The sequence below is a fragment of the Pseudomonas sp. MWU12-2037 genome (genome assembly GCF_023242345.1).
Taxonomy (GTDB): Bacteria; Pseudomonadota; Gammaproteobacteria; order Pseudomonadales; family Pseudomonadaceae; genus Aquipseudomonas; species Aquipseudomonas gingeri_D.
On the sequence record NZ_JALLIZ010000007.1, the window covers coordinates 23,510 to 38,697 of the forward strand.

At 62.6% G+C, this 15,188-nt stretch carries 15 protein-coding genes and 1 pseudogene; 9 read left to right on the plus strand and 7 right to left on the minus strand.

All coding sequences use genetic code 11. The features are described 5' to 3' along the window. Positions 1 to 8 precede the first annotated feature (8 nt). The 4 genes from M5B42_RS14530 to M5B42_RS14545 form a co-directional block, all read right to left on the minus strand. The gene (locus M5B42_RS14530) at positions 9 to 326 is read right to left on the minus strand and encodes a hypothetical protein (RefSeq protein ID WP_152741323.1); all 318 of its coding nucleotides are present in this window, start codon (positions 324 to 326) and stop codon (positions 9 to 11) included. 272 nt (positions 327 to 598) lie between these two features. Continuing rightward, on the minus strand, positions 599 to 1,447 hold the full coding sequence (locus M5B42_RS14535) for an ATPase (protein ID WP_152741324.1): 849 nt from the start codon (positions 1,445 to 1,447) through the stop codon (positions 599 to 601). Between the two features lie 114 nt (positions 1,448 to 1,561). After that, entirely contained in the window at positions 1,562 to 2,560 is a 999-nt protein-coding gene (locus tag M5B42_RS14540) for an NAD-dependent epimerase/dehydratase family protein (protein WP_248746256.1), read from the minus strand. Positions 2,561 to 2,612: 52 nt separating this feature from the next. After that, a complete protein-coding gene (locus M5B42_RS14545) occupies positions 2,613 to 3,506 on the minus strand; it encodes a LysR family transcriptional regulator ArgP (RefSeq protein WP_103498277.1) in 894 nt (297 codons plus the stop codon). 95 nt (positions 3,507 to 3,601) lie between these two features. Here M5B42_RS14545 and M5B42_RS14550 point away from each other — a divergent pair, with 95 nt between their 5' ends. From M5B42_RS14550 to M5B42_RS14570, 5 genes are all read left to right on the plus strand, one after another. After that, positions 3,602 to 4,003: an ACT domain-containing protein gene (locus M5B42_RS14550; protein ID WP_103498295.1), complete on the plus strand. Its 402-nt coding sequence runs from the start codon at positions 3,602 to 3,604 to the stop codon at positions 4,001 to 4,003. A 5-nt stretch (positions 4,004 to 4,008) separates the two neighbouring features. Continuing rightward, a complete protein-coding gene (locus M5B42_RS14555; protein WP_103498276.1) occupies positions 4,009 to 4,611 on the plus strand; it encodes a LysE/ArgO family amino acid transporter in 603 nt (200 codons plus the stop codon). A gap of 179 nt (positions 4,612 to 4,790) precedes the next feature. Beyond that, entirely contained in the window at positions 4,791 to 5,387 is a 597-nt protein-coding gene (sodB, locus tag M5B42_RS14560) for a superoxide dismutase [Fe] (RefSeq protein ID WP_103498275.1), read from the plus strand. A gap of 286 nt (positions 5,388 to 5,673) precedes the next feature. Continuing rightward, the gene (locus tag M5B42_RS14565; protein WP_103498274.1) at positions 5,674 to 7,725 is read left to right on the plus strand and encodes a bifunctional diguanylate cyclase/phosphodiesterase; all 2,052 of its coding nucleotides are present in this window, start codon (positions 5,674 to 5,676) and stop codon (positions 7,723 to 7,725) included. Between the two features lie 172 nt (positions 7,726 to 7,897). Next, a complete protein-coding gene (locus M5B42_RS14570; protein WP_152741328.1) occupies positions 7,898 to 9,238 on the plus strand; it encodes an imelysin family protein in 1,341 nt (446 codons plus the stop codon). A gap of 21 nt (positions 9,239 to 9,259) precedes the next feature. Here the strand turns inward: M5B42_RS14570 and M5B42_RS32185 are convergent. After that, positions 9,260 to 9,337, minus strand: a pseudogene (locus M5B42_RS32185) (outer membrane lipoprotein carrier protein LolA); the annotation flags it as partial. A 146-nt stretch (positions 9,338 to 9,483) separates the two neighbouring features. On the opposite strand from M5B42_RS32185, the gene M5B42_RS14575 reads away from it, so the two are divergent. From M5B42_RS14575 to M5B42_RS14585, 3 genes are read left to right on the plus strand one after another with little or no spacing between them, the layout of a single operon-like run. Then, positions 9,484 to 10,905, plus strand: a complete 1,422-nt coding sequence (locus tag M5B42_RS14575) for a di-heme oxidoredictase family protein (protein ID WP_248746257.1) — start codon at positions 9,484 to 9,486, stop codon at positions 10,903 to 10,905. A 12-nt stretch (positions 10,906 to 10,917) separates the two neighbouring features. Continuing rightward, positions 10,918 to 11,982, plus strand: a complete 1,065-nt coding sequence (locus M5B42_RS14580; RefSeq protein ID WP_248746258.1) for an imelysin family protein — start codon at positions 10,918 to 10,920, stop codon at positions 11,980 to 11,982. 2 nt (positions 11,983 to 11,984) lie between these two features. After that, complete coding sequence (locus tag M5B42_RS14585; protein WP_248746405.1) at positions 11,985 to 13,082, plus strand: DUF1513 domain-containing protein; 1,098 nt, start codon at positions 11,985 to 11,987, stop codon at positions 13,080 to 13,082. Positions 13,083 to 13,102: 20 nt separating this feature from the next. On the opposite strand, the gene M5B42_RS14590 is transcribed toward M5B42_RS14585, so the two are convergent. Next, positions 13,103 to 13,990, minus strand: a complete 888-nt coding sequence (locus M5B42_RS14590; protein WP_248746259.1) for a hypothetical protein — start codon at positions 13,988 to 13,990, stop codon at positions 13,103 to 13,105. 367 nt (positions 13,991 to 14,357) lie between these two features. Here M5B42_RS14590 and M5B42_RS14595 point away from each other — a divergent pair, with 367 nt between their 5' ends. After that, positions 14,358 to 14,558: a hypothetical protein gene (locus M5B42_RS14595; RefSeq protein WP_349292780.1), complete on the plus strand. Its 201-nt coding sequence runs from the start codon at positions 14,358 to 14,360 to the stop codon at positions 14,556 to 14,558. Here M5B42_RS14595 and M5B42_RS14600 read toward each other — a convergent pair. Further along, the gene (locus M5B42_RS14600) at positions 14,517 to 15,113 is read right to left on the minus strand and encodes a cysteine hydrolase family protein (RefSeq protein ID WP_248746260.1); all 597 of its coding nucleotides are present in this window, start codon (positions 15,111 to 15,113) and stop codon (positions 14,517 to 14,519) included. The genes M5B42_RS14595 and M5B42_RS14600 overlap by 42 nt on opposite strands. Positions 15,114 to 15,188: the final 75 nt, after the last annotated feature.

Sequence of the window (15,188 nt, forward strand, 5' to 3'; positions counted from 1 at the left end):
TGCCCGGGTCAGCGTCCGTTGCCGTTGCCGTGTCCACGGCCACCGTCGCCACGGTGACCGCCGTGGCCGCCATGGTCGTCACCGCTCCATTGATGCCGATCCCAACCCCAACCCCGGTTCGGGTAAGGGCGATAGGTCGGTGCGTAATAGCGTGGCGCGGGCACATAATAGTCGCGCCGGTAGTAGGAGCCGTCGCCGTAGTAATAGGCCGGAGCCGGGGCGGTGTAGACATCGGAGCGGTAGTAGGTGGCCCCACCATCGTAGTAGGGCACGCACGCGGACAGCAGCAGGGACAGGCTTGCAGCAAGAAGGATTCGAGGGTACATGGCGGCCTCCTGGACCGCTAAGGGGCGCCGGACAGCGACGCTGACCGACGTAGGCGGGCCAATGCCCGCCTACACCTGATCAGACCGTGAAACCCTTGGCGAGTGCCCTGAAACCAAAAATTCCCCCGCCATACCGCGTGGTCGCCAAAAGCTTCGCGGGCAAGCCCTGCTCCTACAGTTCAGCGTCGAATACAAATCTTGTGTACGACACGAAACTGTAGGAGCGGCCGGTCGACGCTCGATTGCCCGCGAAGAGGCCCTGAAGCCAGGCGCTATGCTCCGGGCTTGGCGCTGATCTGCTCCTGCAGGTTCTGGATCTGGTTCTGCAGGGTGGTGATATTGCGCGTGACCTGCCCACGGAAGGCATCGAACTCCGCCGTGTTGCCAGCCGCCTGTCCACCCGCGGCCTGACGGTTGTCCTGCTCGCTCTTGAGCACGATCAGTTCCTGTTCGATACGCTCGACCGCCGCGCTGCTATTACCCTGCTTTTTCAAGGCGGCAATCTCGGCGGCGTTGCTCTTTACCTGCGCGTCGAGCTTGCCCGCGTCGCCCTGGCCGGCCTTCAGGCTGGCCAGTTCCGCCGTCAGGCTTTTGACCTGGGCCTGCAACTGGGTGTTGGCGGTCTGCTGGTCCGCCGTCAGCGCGCTCATCTGTTGCAGCCGCTGCTCAAGGCCGGTGGCCTGCCCGGCAACGCCCTGTTGCTGGCGGCCCTGCTCGAGCAACTTGCCTTCAAGCTGACGGATCTGCAACTTCAGCGCTTCGCTGTCGCTGTTGACGCTTGACTCGCTGGCGACCACTTTCCCGGAAATCGCCTGCAAACGCCCAGCCGCTTCCTCGCTGATACGCGCAAAGCTTTCCTGGGTCGCCACCAGTTGCTGCTCCATCAGGCTGATCTGCTGGAAACTCCACCAGGCAAGGCCAGCGAAGGCAATGAACAAGGCCCCGACCAGCGCCCACAGCGGCCCGGTGCTCGGCACCTTGACCTTGAGCCGTGGCGTGGCGGCGACCTGGGTACGCGTGCGTTCACGCACGGGCGCAGTGCCCACATGTTCCTCATGGTCGTCCGCATCGGCACGCAGGCTGGGCACATCATCAAAATCGTCGTTGGCATCGTTACGCATGAAGGAACCTTTCTGAACCGCAGTGATAGCGAAATGCAGCGAGTATAACCGCCCAACCCACCGCTCTGATCGACCCTGAACCCGGAACTCGGTTCAGTTGTGGTAACCGAATATTTAAACGGCCGCGGGCTCCTGGGCTTTCCACCAGGCACAGAACTCGTCGAGGGCCGCCCACAGGCTGACCTTGGGGTCGTACCCGAGATAATGCCTGGCGCGGCTGATGTCGAGGGTGAAATCCTTGTTCATCACCTGCATGCCCAGGCGCGACAGGGTCGGTTCCGGGCGTCCCGGCCAGAGAGCGCAGGCACTTTCGTTCAAGGCCGCGACGCTGTAGGCCAGGCCGAAGGAGCGGTAGCGGGTCACCTGCGGCACCTGCATCTGGCGCATCACGTAGTTCACCACATCCCACAACGGAATGGGGGTGCCGTTGCTGATATTGTAGGCCTTGCCCAGGGCTGATTCACCGACCTGCAGGCTGCTCAGCAAGGCTTCGTTGAGGTTGTGCACGCTGGTGAAATCGACCTTGTTCAGGCCGTTGCCGACAATTGACAGCCGGCCTTTGCGCTGCATCTTCAGCAGGCGTGGGAAGATGCTCATATCACCAGCGCCGGTGACGAAGCGCGGGCGTAGCGCCAGGACTTCGAGGCCGAACTCCTGGGCACCGAAGACCTTCTGCTCGGCCAGGTACTTGGTCGCCGCGTAAGGGTGCTTGAAACGCTTGGGCACCTGCTCCTCGGTCAAGCCCAGGTGCGAGCGACCGTCGAAATAGATCGACGGCGACGACAGATGCACCAGGCGCCGGACCTGCTGCTTGAGGCAGGCCTCGACCACATTCTCGGTGACCAGCACATTGCCCTGGTGGAAGTCCTGATAACGTCCCCACAGGCCCACCGCGCCGGCGCAATGCACCACGGCCTCGACATCCTGGCACAGCTCGCGGACCAGTTGCGGGTCCGTCAGGTCGCCCTGGATAAACTCGGCGCCACGCCGCACCAGATGCTCGACACTCTCGGCCCGGCGGCCATTGACCCGCACCTCATGGCCCTGCTCCAGGGCGCAACGCGCAAAGCGCCCGCCGATAAAGCCGCTTGCGCCGGTAACCAGAATTTTCATCGATTGCTCCACATACCTTGATTCGTCCTGCCTGCTACCTGGACGCCGCCGATCATGCCAGAGGCACCAGCCATTGCGCCGCCGAACGCGCCAGGTGCTCGGTCAACTGCCCGAGCAATTGCCCGCCGTTGCGCCAATGATGCCAGTACAGCGGCACATCGATGGTTTTATCCGCGATCAATTCCACCAGGCTGCCCCGGGCCAGCTGCCCGCGCACCTGCAATTCCGGCACCAACCCCCAGCCCAGGCCGGCCTCGGTCAGGCGGATAAAACCTTCCGATGACGGGCACAGATGATGTTCGAAACCGCCCTCCACGCCCAGTGCCGCCAGGTAACGGTGTTGCAGAAAGTCGTCCGGACCGAACACCAGCGCCGGCGTGCGGGCCAGCGTCTGCGCATCTATGCCTTGGGGAAAGTGCCGGGCAATGAACGCAGGGCTGGCCAGCGCGCGATAGCGCATTGCCCCCAGCAATACGCTGCGGGCGCCGGCCACCGGGCGCTCGCTGGCGCAGACACACGCGGCTACCTCGCCAGCACGCATGCGCTTGAGGCCCACGGTCTGGTCCTCCACCACCAGGTCCAGCAGCAGGTGCTGACGAGCACAGAAATCCCCCACCGCCTCGCCCCACCAGGTCGCCAGGCTGTCGGCATTCAGGGCAATACGCAGGCGTTCCGGCAGGCCCTCCTCGTCCAGCGCCGGCACCTGGCTCTGCAGGTCGCGCTCAAGTAGACGCACCTGCTGCACATGATTGAGCAGGCGCCGGCCGATCTCGGTCGGGCTCGGTGGCGTGGCCCGCACCAGCACCGGCTGGCCGACCCGGGCTTCGAGCAACTTGATCCGCTGGGAAATCGCCGACTGCGACAACCCCAGCACCTGGGCCGCCCGTTCGAAGCCGGCCTGCTCGACCACGGCCGCCAGGGCGGAGAGCAATTTATAGTCGAACATCAGTTCTCCTAATGAGTGATCAGCACTATTGGTTTTTCTTATACAACATCGCCCCGCAGAATGCCCACATCCACTGTTTATCCAAGGACACCGACATGGCCGGCGAAACTTCCCTGAGCGTGCTGCTGCGCAGCATGAGCCCCGAACTCAACGAGGGCGACTACGTTTTCTGCAGCCTGACCGACGCCAGCCGGCTCAATGGCCGCGAGCCCATCGGCAGCTTTCGCGAACGCGAAGGCCTGACCGTCATCCTGCGCCGCGAAGACGCCCAGGCCCTCGGCCTGCCGTTCGACTATCTGGCGGCCTGGATCACCCTCAACGTGCACTCGGCCCTGGAAGCGGTCGGCCTCACCGCCGCTTTCGCCGGCGCCCTGGGCAAAGCCGGTATCAGTTGCAACGTGATCGCCGGTTATTACCACGACCACCTGTTCGTCGGTCGCGACGACGCCGAACGCGCCCTGCAGGTCTTGCGGCAATTGGCCGAACACGGGGAGTAAGCGTCATGTGGCAGAGCTATCTAAATGGCATGCTGGTGGCCGCCGGCCTGATCATGGCGATCGGCACACAGAACGCCTTTGTCCTGGCCCAGAGCCTGCGTCGCGAACACCACCTGCCGGTGGCGGCCCTGTGCGTACTCTGCGATGCGATCCTGGTGGCCGCGGGGGTCTTCGGCCTCGCCACCGTCCTGGCACACAACCCGACGCTGCTGGCGTTCGCCCGCTGGGGTGGCGCGGCCTTCCTGCTCTGGTACGGCAGCCTGGCGCTGCGCCGGGCCTTTTCCCGCCAGAGCCTGCAACAAGGCGAAGGTCAGACCGTGCGCTCACTGCGCGCCGTACTGCTCAGCGCTCTCGCCGTGACCCTGCTCAACCCCCACGTGTACCTCGACACCGTGCTGCTGATCGGTTCACTCGGCGCCCAGCAGACCGAGCCCGGCGCCTACGTGATGGGCGCCGCCAGCGCTTCGCTGCTGTGGTTCTTCAGCCTGGCCCTGGGCGCGGCGTGGCTGGCCCCGTGGCTGGCGCGCCCGGCCACCTGGCGCCTGCTCGACCTGCTGGTGGCCGTGATGATGTTCAGCGTCGCCGCCCAGTTGATCGGCGCCGGCTGACTTATTCCAAAAGGCTCTGGAACCTCTATTCCACACAGTTGTTGCGTGGTTAAGCCGCCACCCCGGTGCTATGATCCGAGTCTTGCGCCGCAAAGAGTACAAACTCCCCGGCGCACGCCTGTATGGCCGCCGTGATCGGCCTTGCGCTCACCGCAACTGACCTGATTAGGAGAATCACCATGGCTTTCGAATTGCCTCCGCTGCCTTATGCACATGATGCCCTGCAGCCGCACATCTCCAAGGAAACCCTGGAGTATCACCACGACAAGCACCACAACACCTATGTCGTGAACCTGAACAACCTGGTGCCAGGCACCGAGTTCGAAGGCAAGACCCTGGAAGAAATCGTCAAGTCTTCCTCCGGCGGCATCTTCAACAACGCCGCTCAGGTCTGGAACCACACTTTCTACTGGAACTGCCTGGCGCCAAACGCCGGCGGTCAACCGACCGGCAAGCTGGCTGAAGCCATCAACGCCGCGTTCGGTTCCTTCGACAAGTTCAAGGAAGAGTTCACCAAGACTTCCGTCGGCACCTTCGGTTCCGGCTGGGGCTGGCTGGTGAAAAAGGCTGACGGCTCCCTGGCCCTGGCCAGCACCATCGGCGCCGGCAACCCGCTGACCAGCGGTGACACCCCGCTGCTGACCTGCGACGTCTGGGAACACGCCTACTACATCGACTACCGTAACGTCCGCCCTAAGTATGTCGAGGCGTTCTGGAACCTGGTGAACTGGAAATTCGTCGCCGAGCAGTTCGAAGGCAAAGCCTTCACCGCTTGAGACTGAACCCGCTGCGCAAAAAAACCCGGCCTCGCCGGGTTTTTTTATGCCTGCCGCGCCGACAGGAACTAACCTGAATAATCCGGGAAAATGACGCGCTAGCCCCTCAAGTAGACGGCTTGAGCGACCGACACAGTCTCCATGGCCTGAAGAGTCCGGGAGCCACCTGATCGGCCAAGCATGAGCACGGGTTCTCGCCGCTTGCATTGTCCCTTTGACTGACCGGGCCGGATTGCCAATACTCATGGCAACTTGATGCCATCCGCACGGAACAAGGAATAGCCCTTTGAAGCTGGAACTCAAGAACAGCTTGTCGGTGAAGTTGCTCCGGGTCGTGCTGCTGTCGGCGCTGATTGTCGGCGCCGTACTGAGCTGTGCGCAGATCGTCTTTGATGCCTACAAGACCCGGCAGGCCGTGGCCAGCGATGCCCAGCGCATTCTCGATATGTTCCGCGACCCCTCGACCCAGGCCGTCTACAGCCTCGACCGCGAGATGGGCATGCAAGTGATCGAAGGCCTGTTCCAGGATGACGCCGTGCGCATGGCCTCCATCGGCCATCCCAACGAGGCCATGCTCGCGGAAAAATCCCGCGATCTGCAAAAGACTTCCAGCCGCTGGCTGACCGATCCTATCCTTGGCCAGGAAAGTACCTTCAGCACACAACTGGTCGGTCGCGGCCCCTACAGCGAATATTACGGCGACCTGAGCATCACCCTCGACACCGCCACCTACGGCCAGGGGTTCCTGGTCAACTCGGTGATCATCTTCATCTCCGGCGTGCTGCGGGCCTTGTTCCTCGGCCTGGTGCTGTACCTGGTCTATCACTGGCTGCTGACCAAACCGCTGTCGCGGATCATCGGGCACCTGAGTACCGTCAACCCGGACCGCCCCAGCGAACACCTGTTGCCGCAGCTCAAGGGCCATGAAAAGAACGAACTGGGCATCTGGGTCAACACCGCCAACCAGTTGCTGGCATCCATCGAGCGCAACACCCACCTGCGTCACGAAGCGGAAAACAGCCTGCTGCGCATGGCCCAGTACGACTTCCTCACCGGCCTGCCCAATCGCCAGCAGTTGCAACAGCAACTGGACAAGATCCTGGTGGACGCCGGGCGCCTGCAACGTCGGGTCGCAGTACTTTGCGTGGGTCTGGACGACTTCAAGGGCATCAACGAACAATTCAGCTACCAGGTCGGCGACCAACTGTTGTTGGCCCTGGCCGACCGCCTGCGCGCCCACAGCGGCCGCCTCGGCGCCCTGGCCCGGCTGGGTGGCGACCAGTTCGCCCTGGTCCAGGCCGATATCGAACAACCCTATGAAGCGGCCGAGCTGGCCCAGAGTATCCTTGACGATCTGGAAGCGGCGTTTGCCCTGGATCACCAGGAAATCCGCCTGCGCGCCACCATCGGCATCACCTTGTTCCCGGAAGACGGCGACAGCACCGAGAAGCTGCTGCAGAAAGCCGAACAGACCATGACCCTGGCCAAGACCCGCTCGCGCAACCGCTACCAGTTCTATATCGCCAGCGTCGACAGCGAAATGCGCCGCCGTCGCGAACTGGAAAAAGACCTGCGCGAAGCCCTCAACCGCAATCAGTTCTACCTGGTCTACCAGCCACAGATCAGCTACCGCGACCACCGGGTGGTGGGCGTCGAGGCACTGATCCGCTGGCAGCACCCGGAACACGGCCTGGTGCCGCCGGACCTGTTCATTCCCCTGGCCGAGCAGAACGGCACCATCATCGCCATCGGCGAGTGGGTGCTGGACCAGGCCTGCCGCCAGTTGCGCGAATGGCACGACCAGGGCTTCAGCGACCTGCGCATGGCGGTCAACCTGTCCACCGTGCAACTGCACCACGCCGAGCTGCCGCGGGTGGTCAACAACCTCCTGCAGATGTACCGCCTGCCGCCGCGCAGCCTGGAACTGGAAGTCACCGAAACCGGCCTGATGGAAGACATCAGCACCGCCGCCCAGCACCTGCTGAGCCTGCGCCGCTCCGGCGCGCTGATCGCCATTGATGACTTCGGTACCGGCTACTCGTCGCTGAGCTATCTCAAGAGCCTGCCGCTGGACAAGATCAAGATCGACAAGAGCTTCGTCCAGGACCTGCTCGATGACGACGACGACGCGACCATCGTCCGGGCGATCATCCAGTTGGGCAAGAGTCTCGGCATGCAGGTGATCGCCGAAGGCGTGGAGACCGTCGAGCAGGAGGCCTACATCATTTCCGAAGGCTGCCACGAGGGCCAGGGCTACCACTACAGCAAGCCGCTGCCGGCCCGGGAGCTGGCGGCGTATCTCAAGCAGGCACAGCGCAGCAATGCGGCGATCTTGTAAGGCTCGGGGCCAACAAGCTCGCACCTGCAAAATCCGCCGGGATCAACCGGCGCTTTAATACCAAATATTTCAATCACTAAGCCCTTTACACAGAATGCAAATCCTTCGCATTATGTGCCGGTTTTGCGGGGCCGTGCGCCCCCATCCCCCCTCTCGAAGCAGGATGTTCGCCATGATTCGCATGCCTCTGGCCACCGCCAGTCTGTTGGCCATCGCCATCACCCTCGCCGGTTGTGGCGACAAGGACAAGGAAAAATCCACAGCGGCCACCCAGGCCCCTGCCGCGGCCGCCCAGGCGCCCGCCGACGATGCCGCCGCCAAGGTCGATGAAGCCGCCGCCAAGGCCGTGGTCGCCCACTACACCGAGATCGTCTTCGCCGTGTTCAGCGATGCCGAATCCACCGCGAAGAACCTGCAAGCCGCTGTCGACGCCTTCCTCGCCAAGCCGAACGAAGAGACACTCAAGGCCGCCCGCGCCGCCTGGATCGCCGCCCGCGTGCCGTACCTGCAAAGCGAAGTGTTCCGCTTCGGCAACACCATCATCGACGACTGGGAAGGTCAGGTGAACGCCTGGCCCCTGGATGAAGGCCTGATCGACTACGTCGACAGCTCCTACGAACATGCCCTGGGCAATCCGGCCGCGACCGCCAACATCATCGCCAATCCGCAGATCCAGGTCGGCGAAGACAAGGTCGATGTCAGCGAGATCACCCCGGAAAAACTCGCCAGCCTGAACGAGCTGGGTGGCTCCGAAGCCAACGTCGCCACCGGCTACCACGCCATCGAATTCCTGCTCTGGGGCCAGGACCTGAACGGCACCGGCCCGGGCGCCGGCAACCGTCCGGCCTCGGACTACCTGGAAGGTGCCGGCGCCACTGGCGGGCACAACGATCGTCGGCGTGCCTACCTCAAGGCCGTGACCCAACTGCTGGTCAACGACCTGGAAGAGATGGTCGGCAACTGGAAACCGGGTGTGGCCGACAACTATCGCGCCAGCCTGGAAGCCGAGCCGGCGGAAAGTGGCCTGCGCAAGATGCTGTTCGGCATGGGCAGCCTGTCCCTCGGTGAACTGGCGGGCGAGCGCATGAAGGTGTCGCTGGAGGCCAACTCGCCGGAAGACGAGCAGGACTGCTTCAGCGACAACACCCATAACTCGCACTTCTACGATGCCAAGGGCATTCGCAACGTCTACCTGGGTGAATACACCCGTATCGACGGCACCAAGCTGACCGGCCCGAGCCTGTCCTCCCTGGTGGCCAAGGCCGACCCGGCGACCGACGAAGCACTGAAAAACGACCTGCAGGCCACCGAAGCGAAGATCCAGATCATGGTCGACCATGCCAACAAGGGTGAGCATTACGACCAGTTGATCGCGTCCGGCAACGAGCCTGGCAACAAGATCGTGCGCGACGCCATCTCCGCGCTGGTCAAGCAGACCGGTTCCATCGAGCAGGCGGCGGCCAAGCTGGGCATCAGCGACCTGAACCCGGATAACGCCGATCACGATTTCTGATCGGCCCTTGTCCCCCCCTCATGTAGGAGCGAGCTTGCTCGCGATGGTAGCCCAGGCACCGCGGGGTATCAGATGCCCCGTGTCATCGTTGACGACCATCGCGAGCAAGCTCGCTCCTACATGAGGGCAAGCCAGCCCCCACAAAGCCGCGCAGTGTCATAAATCAAGTAAATGCTAATCCCTCTTATTCAAATGTATCGAGACTGATAAACTCGCGCCCGATCCCTCTCACCCCCTGGACACCGATGCCCTCGCTGCCCCTTCGCCTGTCGACGCTGCTCCTGGCCCTTGGCCTGAGCGCCTGCGACGACGCCCCGCGCTTTACCAAGCCCGAACCCGGCGAAGCTCGATCCGGTGGCACCACCACGGTGGGCAAACACGATCGCAATGCCTTCTCGCAACCCTCGGCCAACCTCTCGCCGGAGCGACGCCTGGACTTCAGCGTCGGTAACAGTTTCTTCCGCAGCCCCTGGGTCATCGCGCCGTCAACCACCACAGCCCGCGACGGCCTCGGCCCGCTGTTCAATACCAACGCCTGCCAGAACTGCCATATCAAGGACGGCCGCGGACATCCGCCGGCGCCGGGAGCGGATAACGCGGTGTCGATGCTGGTGCGCCTGTCGATTCCCAACAACCCGATGTACGCCAATCTGATCGAACGCCAGGGCGTGGTACCGGAACCCGTCTATGGCGGACAGTTGCAGGACATGGCCATCCCCGGTGTCACCCCGGAAGGCAAGGTGCGGGTCGACTACGAAGCGGTGCCGATACGTTTCAAGGACGGCACCGAAATCGAACTGCGCCGACCGACGCTGCGCATCACCCAACTGGGCTACGGCCCGATGCACCCACAGACACTGTTTTCCGCGCGCATCGCCCCGCCGATGATCGGCCTCGGCCTGCTCGAAGCGATTCCCGAGCAAGCCATCCTGGCCAACGCCCGGCAGCAACAACGGCTGGGGGTCAACGGCCGGCCGAACCGGGTCTGGGACGATGCCCAGCGCAAGACCGTCCTCGGCCGCTTCGGCTGGAAGGCCGGGCAACCGAATATCAATCAACAGAACGTCCACGCGTTTTCCAGCGACATGGGCCTGACCAGCAGCCTGCGCCCCTTCGACGACTGCACGCCGACCCAGACCGACTGCCTGCAAGCGCCCCACGGCGGCGGTCCGGACGGCGAGCCGGAAGTCAGCGACAACATCCTGCGCCTGGTGACCTTCTACACCCGCAACCTCGCGGTACCGGCACGGCGTGACGTCGGCGCGGCGCAGGTACTGGCCGGCAAGAGCCTGTTCTACCAGGTCGGTTGCCAGGCCTGTCATACCCCGCAATTCACCACCTCGGCCACGGCCGCCGAACCCGAGCTGGCCAACCAGTTGATCCGGCCCTACAGCGACCTGCTGCTGCATGACATGGGCCCCGGCCTCGCCGACCAGCGCAGCGAGTTCCTCGCCGACGGCAATGACTGGCGCACCCCGCCGCTGTGGGGTATCGGCCTGACGCAGAGCGTCAGCGGCCACACCCAGTTCCTGCATGACGGCCGCGCCCGCAACCTGCTCGAAGCCGTGCTCTGGCATGGCGGCGAGGCCTTGCCGGCGCAGCAGCAGGTGCTGTCTTTCAATGCCGAACAACGCGCCGCGTTGCTGGCATTCCTGAATTCTTTGTAAGAGGACACGGACATGTTCCGCCCGAAACTGTTGTTCACCAGCCTAGCCGCCCTCGTCCTCGGCGCCTGCTCGCCCCAGGACCCGCAGGCGCTGACCTCCGCCGCGATCGCCAAGCAGGTGATCCTGCCGACCTATAGCCGCTGGGTCGACGCCGACCGCCAGTTGGCCATCAGCGCCCTGGCCTTCTGCGAAGGCAAGGAGAGCCTGGAAACCGCCCGCGCCGACTTCCTCCATGCGCAGAAAGCCTGGGCGGAATTGCAGCCGCTGCTGATCGGGCCATTGGCCGAGGGTAATCGTTCCTGGCAGGTGCAGTTCTGGCCGGACAAGAAAAACCTGGTGGGCCGCCAGGTCGAGCAACTGGTCAGCGCCCAGCCGCAGATCGACGCCGACGCCCTGGCCAAGTCCAGCGTCGTGGTCCAGGGCCTCTCGGCCTACGAATACATCCTCTACGACAGCAAGATCGATATGGCCGACAGCGCGCAGAAAGCCCGCTATTGCCCACTGCTGACGGCCATCGGCAAACGCCAGAAAGTCCTCGCCGAAGAGATCCTCTCGCGCTGGGAAACCAGCGACGGCATGCTCGCGCAGATGAGCAAGTTCCCCAACCAGCGCTACGCCGACTCCCACGAAGCCATCGCCGATCTGCTGCGGGTCCAGGTCACCGCCCTCGATACCCTGAAGAAAAAACTCGGCACGCCCATGGGCCGCCAGACCAAGGGCATCCCGCAGCCCTTCCAGGCCGAGGCCTGGCGCAGCCAGACGTCGCTGCAAGGTATGCGCGCCAGCCTGGCCGCCGCCCGGACCGTCTGGATCGGTGTCGATAACAAGGGCCTGCGCAACCTGCTGCCGGCGGAACAAAAAGCCTTGGCGGACAAGATCGACGCCGCCTACGCCGCGTCCCTGAAGCTGTTCGACAGTACCCAGCGTTCGTTGACCGACCTGCTCGGCGACGACGCCGGACGCCAGCAGCTCAACGACCTCTACGACAGCCTCAACGTCGTCCACCGCCTGCACGAAGGCGAACTGGCCAAGGCGCTGGGTATCCAACTGGGCTTCAACGCCAACGACGGGGATTGATGATGTTGCGACGCCAGGCCCTGACTTTCGGCAGCCTGCTGCTCAGCGCATTGACGCTGGGCGGCTGGCGCCTGCTCCGGCAAAAAGACCAAAGCCCGCTGCTGCTCTCTGCCCGTGACGACAGCGACGGCGGGCACTATGCCGTGGGCTATCGGCTGGACGGGACGCAGGTCTTCGCCACCCGGGTCGGCCAGCGCTGCCACGACATCATCAACCACCCGAGCCAGCCCCTGGCGCTGTTCGTCGCGCGACGTCCCGGCACCGAGAGTTACCTGATCGACCTGCGGGATGGCCGCCTGCTGCAGACCCTCGCTTCACAGCCGAACCGGCATTTCTATGGGCATGCGGTAATCCACAGGAGCGGCGACTGGTTGTACGCCACCGAGAATGACACCACCGATCCGGGCCGTGGCCTGTTGGGTGTGTATCGTTTCGAAGGTGAGCGTCTGGTTCATAGTGGCGAGATCTCGACCCATGGCATCGGCCCACACCAGGTGTCGTGGATGCCCGATGGCGAGACCCTGGTCGTCGCCAACGGCGGGATTCGCACCGAAGCCGAAAGCCGGGTGGAGATGAACCTCGATGCCATGGAGCCGAGCCTGGTGCTGATGCGCCGCGACGGCGCCCTGCTGAGCAAGGAAACCCTGCCCCAGCAGATGAACAGCGTGCGCCATCTGGGCGTGGCCAGTGACGGCACCATCGTTGCCGGCCAGCAGTTCATGGGACCATCCCATGAGTCCTCCGAGTTGCTGGCGATCAAGCGTCCCGGCCGGCCCTTTGTCGCCTTCCCGGTGGCCGAGCAGCAGTTGCAGGCCATGGCGCATTACACCGCCAGCGTCGCGGTACACAGCGAGTTGCGCCTGGTGGCGTTGACCGCGCCTCGGGGCAACCGCTTCTTTATCTGGGATTTGGACAGCGGCGCCGTACGCTTGGATGCACCATTACCGGACTGCGCGGGCGTCGGCGCGGTGGCAGACGGTTTCGTGGTCACCTCCGGCCAGGGCCGCTGTCGCTTCTACGATTGTCGCCAGAAGGAATTGACAGCCCAGCCGCTGGAGCTGCCGGCTGGGCTGTGGGACAACCATCTGCATCTGGTCTGAGTCCCGCGCCTCCAACCTGTTTACAGGGCAAAACAGATTGTATAGGGGAAAGGCTCTCCCACCTCCGTCAAATCTCTGAGGTCACATACTTTACTGGTGTGTGACAGCACCGTGATAGTGACGGTTTTATCGAGGGAGTTGTGATTGAACTCAATGATCGCCTTACCCTCTGAAAACCCATCGTCTATCATCAACATGGATATACCATCAGGGTAAAGGTTATTCTCGTCGTCGGTAAGTGCAAAATATCCCCCCCACCCACCCCAGGCACCTGCGTCGTCTATGATCCAATCATGGATTCTCACCAACACGCCATCCATCGTTTGATAAATACTCCCTGAGAAGTACATATTGGCGTTGGTCAGTAATGAGAATTTCTCGGTGTCGGGAATTACGATAGAACTGGATGCATTGGCGGGGGCGATCCCCTTGGTTTCACAATCCTCCTCTGACAAGTAGGACCTGTCATGAGATTTTGTTGGTTTCTTTACATTTTTATTGCGAGCAATTCCTGCCGGCTCCTTGACCATCAAGGCCACACCTCCGATGACGTCATCATAAAAAATTGCTCGTGGGTAAACGGTTCCGTGAGGGGTCGTGGACGTATAAAAAACTTGATCCCCATGCTGACTTATATTGAATACGCACTGGGTTGACGCCCCCTTTATCGACAACGTGAACGGAGCCGAATTATAGCTCACTCTCCGCCCGTGCTCATTCACACGCGTGCTTGCTGACAAGCGTCCTCCCGCAACTCCCGCGCCCCAACTATTAATAACAAGGTAATTCTCTGCCGGCAATAATCTCTGATAGAGCGAAGGTGATAAAGAGAGCACTTCCTTTCTCTCGTAGTTAATAATCGAGAAGGTGGAAAGAGGTGAAACGAATGCCTCTAATTGTTTTTTCATTTTTTCATCACTCGTGCATTGGGACCTAGAGGGCTTTAAAGCTCAATGCAAAGTCATTCAGGACCCCGTTTCAGGGGATATCTTTCTGTCCCATTGAATTTAGCCGCAGGCGTCCGGTTGTCACTACTGTCATTTCTGACAGTTCAGACAAACGGCGAAGGCCTTTTTCCGGTTTTTTTCGTTAGTGTCAGCGGTGCTCTATTCAGGCTGGCGCTCGAACGCCGATGTCACTTCCCACCCAGCTCCCTCGCGGTTGCGCAAGCGCCGCCTCCACACTGACCGAGTAAGGCACAAGTTTGTCGTACGACCACGATTCCAATGTGGGAGCGGAGCTTGCCCGCGAAGAGGCCGACACAGCCTGCTTGCCGTGGTGGTATTACACGATAACAACCTGGCGGCGCGGTATGCCGATCAGTTGGCGGTGTTGCGCCAGAGTCGCCTGTTTGCCAACGGCGCGCCCCAGGCGATTCTCAGCCCGAGGCTGTTTGCCGAAGTGTATGGCGTGCAGGCGTGGATCGAGCGCTGTTCACGGGACACCGTGCAGGCCATGGTCAACCACGCCCTGTAGCCCGAGCAGCACGCGGCTGGACACCACCGTCGCATACTCGCCATGCAGATTGCCCAGGGACATGGCATGAACCTCCTGGGCAGTGTGGGGCGTACCAAAATAGTCGGCTTTGTCGAAGGTATAGCACGCATCCTCCACCACCCAGGTCTCAAACCCGAGGTTGCCGGCCGTCCGCGCGGTCGCCTCCACGGAGTTATGGGTCGCTACGCCGACAATCACCAACTGCTCGATACCGCTCTCGCGTAGCCAAGCCTCCAACCCGGTCGCGCAAAACGCATCCGGCACCCGCTTGCGCACCAGCCGTTCGCCCTCCCCCGGCGCAAAGCGCTGCTGGAACTCGACTCCCGACTGTCCGGGCCAGAACACCGACTCCGGCGAATGCGACAGATGCTGGACATGCACAATCGGACGCGCGGTTTCACGCCAGTGTTGCAACAGCTCAAGCATGCGCGCCTCGGCCTCGGGATTGTTGCGTGGTCCCAGCCGCGGATGAAGAATGCCTTGCTGCTGGTCGATCAGGATCAACGCCGCGTTTACCTGGATATCCCTGTTCATGCCTTTTCCCTTCCGATTTATCGCTCAAAACTCGAAATAAGCCCGCCCGCTGTCTTGCGCGCCTTCCTCCTGCTC

Bases quoted from the DNA above. Each gene is read 5' to 3' on its own strand.
- M5B42_RS14535 (WP_152741324.1), bottom strand. From the start codon at position 1,447: ATGCGTAACGATGCCAACGACGATTTTGATGATGTGCCCAGCCTGCGT.
- M5B42_RS14530 (WP_152741323.1), bottom strand. From the start codon at position 326: ATGTACCCTCGAATCCTTCTTGCTGCAAGCCTGTCCCTGCTGCTGTCC.
- M5B42_RS14575 (WP_248746257.1), top strand. From the start codon at position 9,484: ATGCCCTCGCTGCCCCTTCGCCTGTCGACGCTGCTCCTGGCCCTTGGC.
- M5B42_RS14570 (WP_152741328.1), top strand. From the start codon at position 7,898: ATGATTCGCATGCCTCTGGCCACCGCCAGTCTGTTGGCCATCGCCATC.
- M5B42_RS14540 (WP_248746256.1), bottom strand. From the start codon at position 2,560: ATGAAAATTCTGGTTACCGGCGCAAGCGGCTTTATCGGCGGGCGCTTT.
- M5B42_RS14600 (WP_248746260.1), bottom strand. From the start codon at position 15,113: ATGAACAGGGATATCCAGGTAAACGCGGCGTTGATCCTGATCGACCAG.
- M5B42_RS14545 (WP_103498277.1), bottom strand. From the start codon at position 3,506: ATGTTCGACTATAAATTGCTCTCCGCCCTGGCGGCCGTGGTCGAGCAG.
- M5B42_RS14550 (WP_103498295.1), top strand. From the start codon at position 3,602: ATGGCCGGCGAAACTTCCCTGAGCGTGCTGCTGCGCAGCATGAGCCCC.
- M5B42_RS14580 (WP_248746258.1), top strand. From the start codon at position 10,918: ATGTTCCGCCCGAAACTGTTGTTCACCAGCCTAGCCGCCCTCGTCCTC.
- M5B42_RS14555 (WP_103498276.1), top strand. From the start codon at position 4,009: ATGTGGCAGAGCTATCTAAATGGCATGCTGGTGGCCGCCGGCCTGATC.
- sodB (WP_103498275.1), top strand. From the start codon at position 4,791: ATGGCTTTCGAATTGCCTCCGCTGCCTTATGCACATGATGCCCTGCAG.
- M5B42_RS14585 (WP_248746405.1), top strand. From the start codon at position 11,985: ATGTTGCGACGCCAGGCCCTGACTTTCGGCAGCCTGCTGCTCAGCGCA.
- M5B42_RS14590 (WP_248746259.1), bottom strand. From the start codon at position 13,990: ATGAAAAAACAATTAGAGGCATTCGTTTCACCTCTTTCCACCTTCTCG.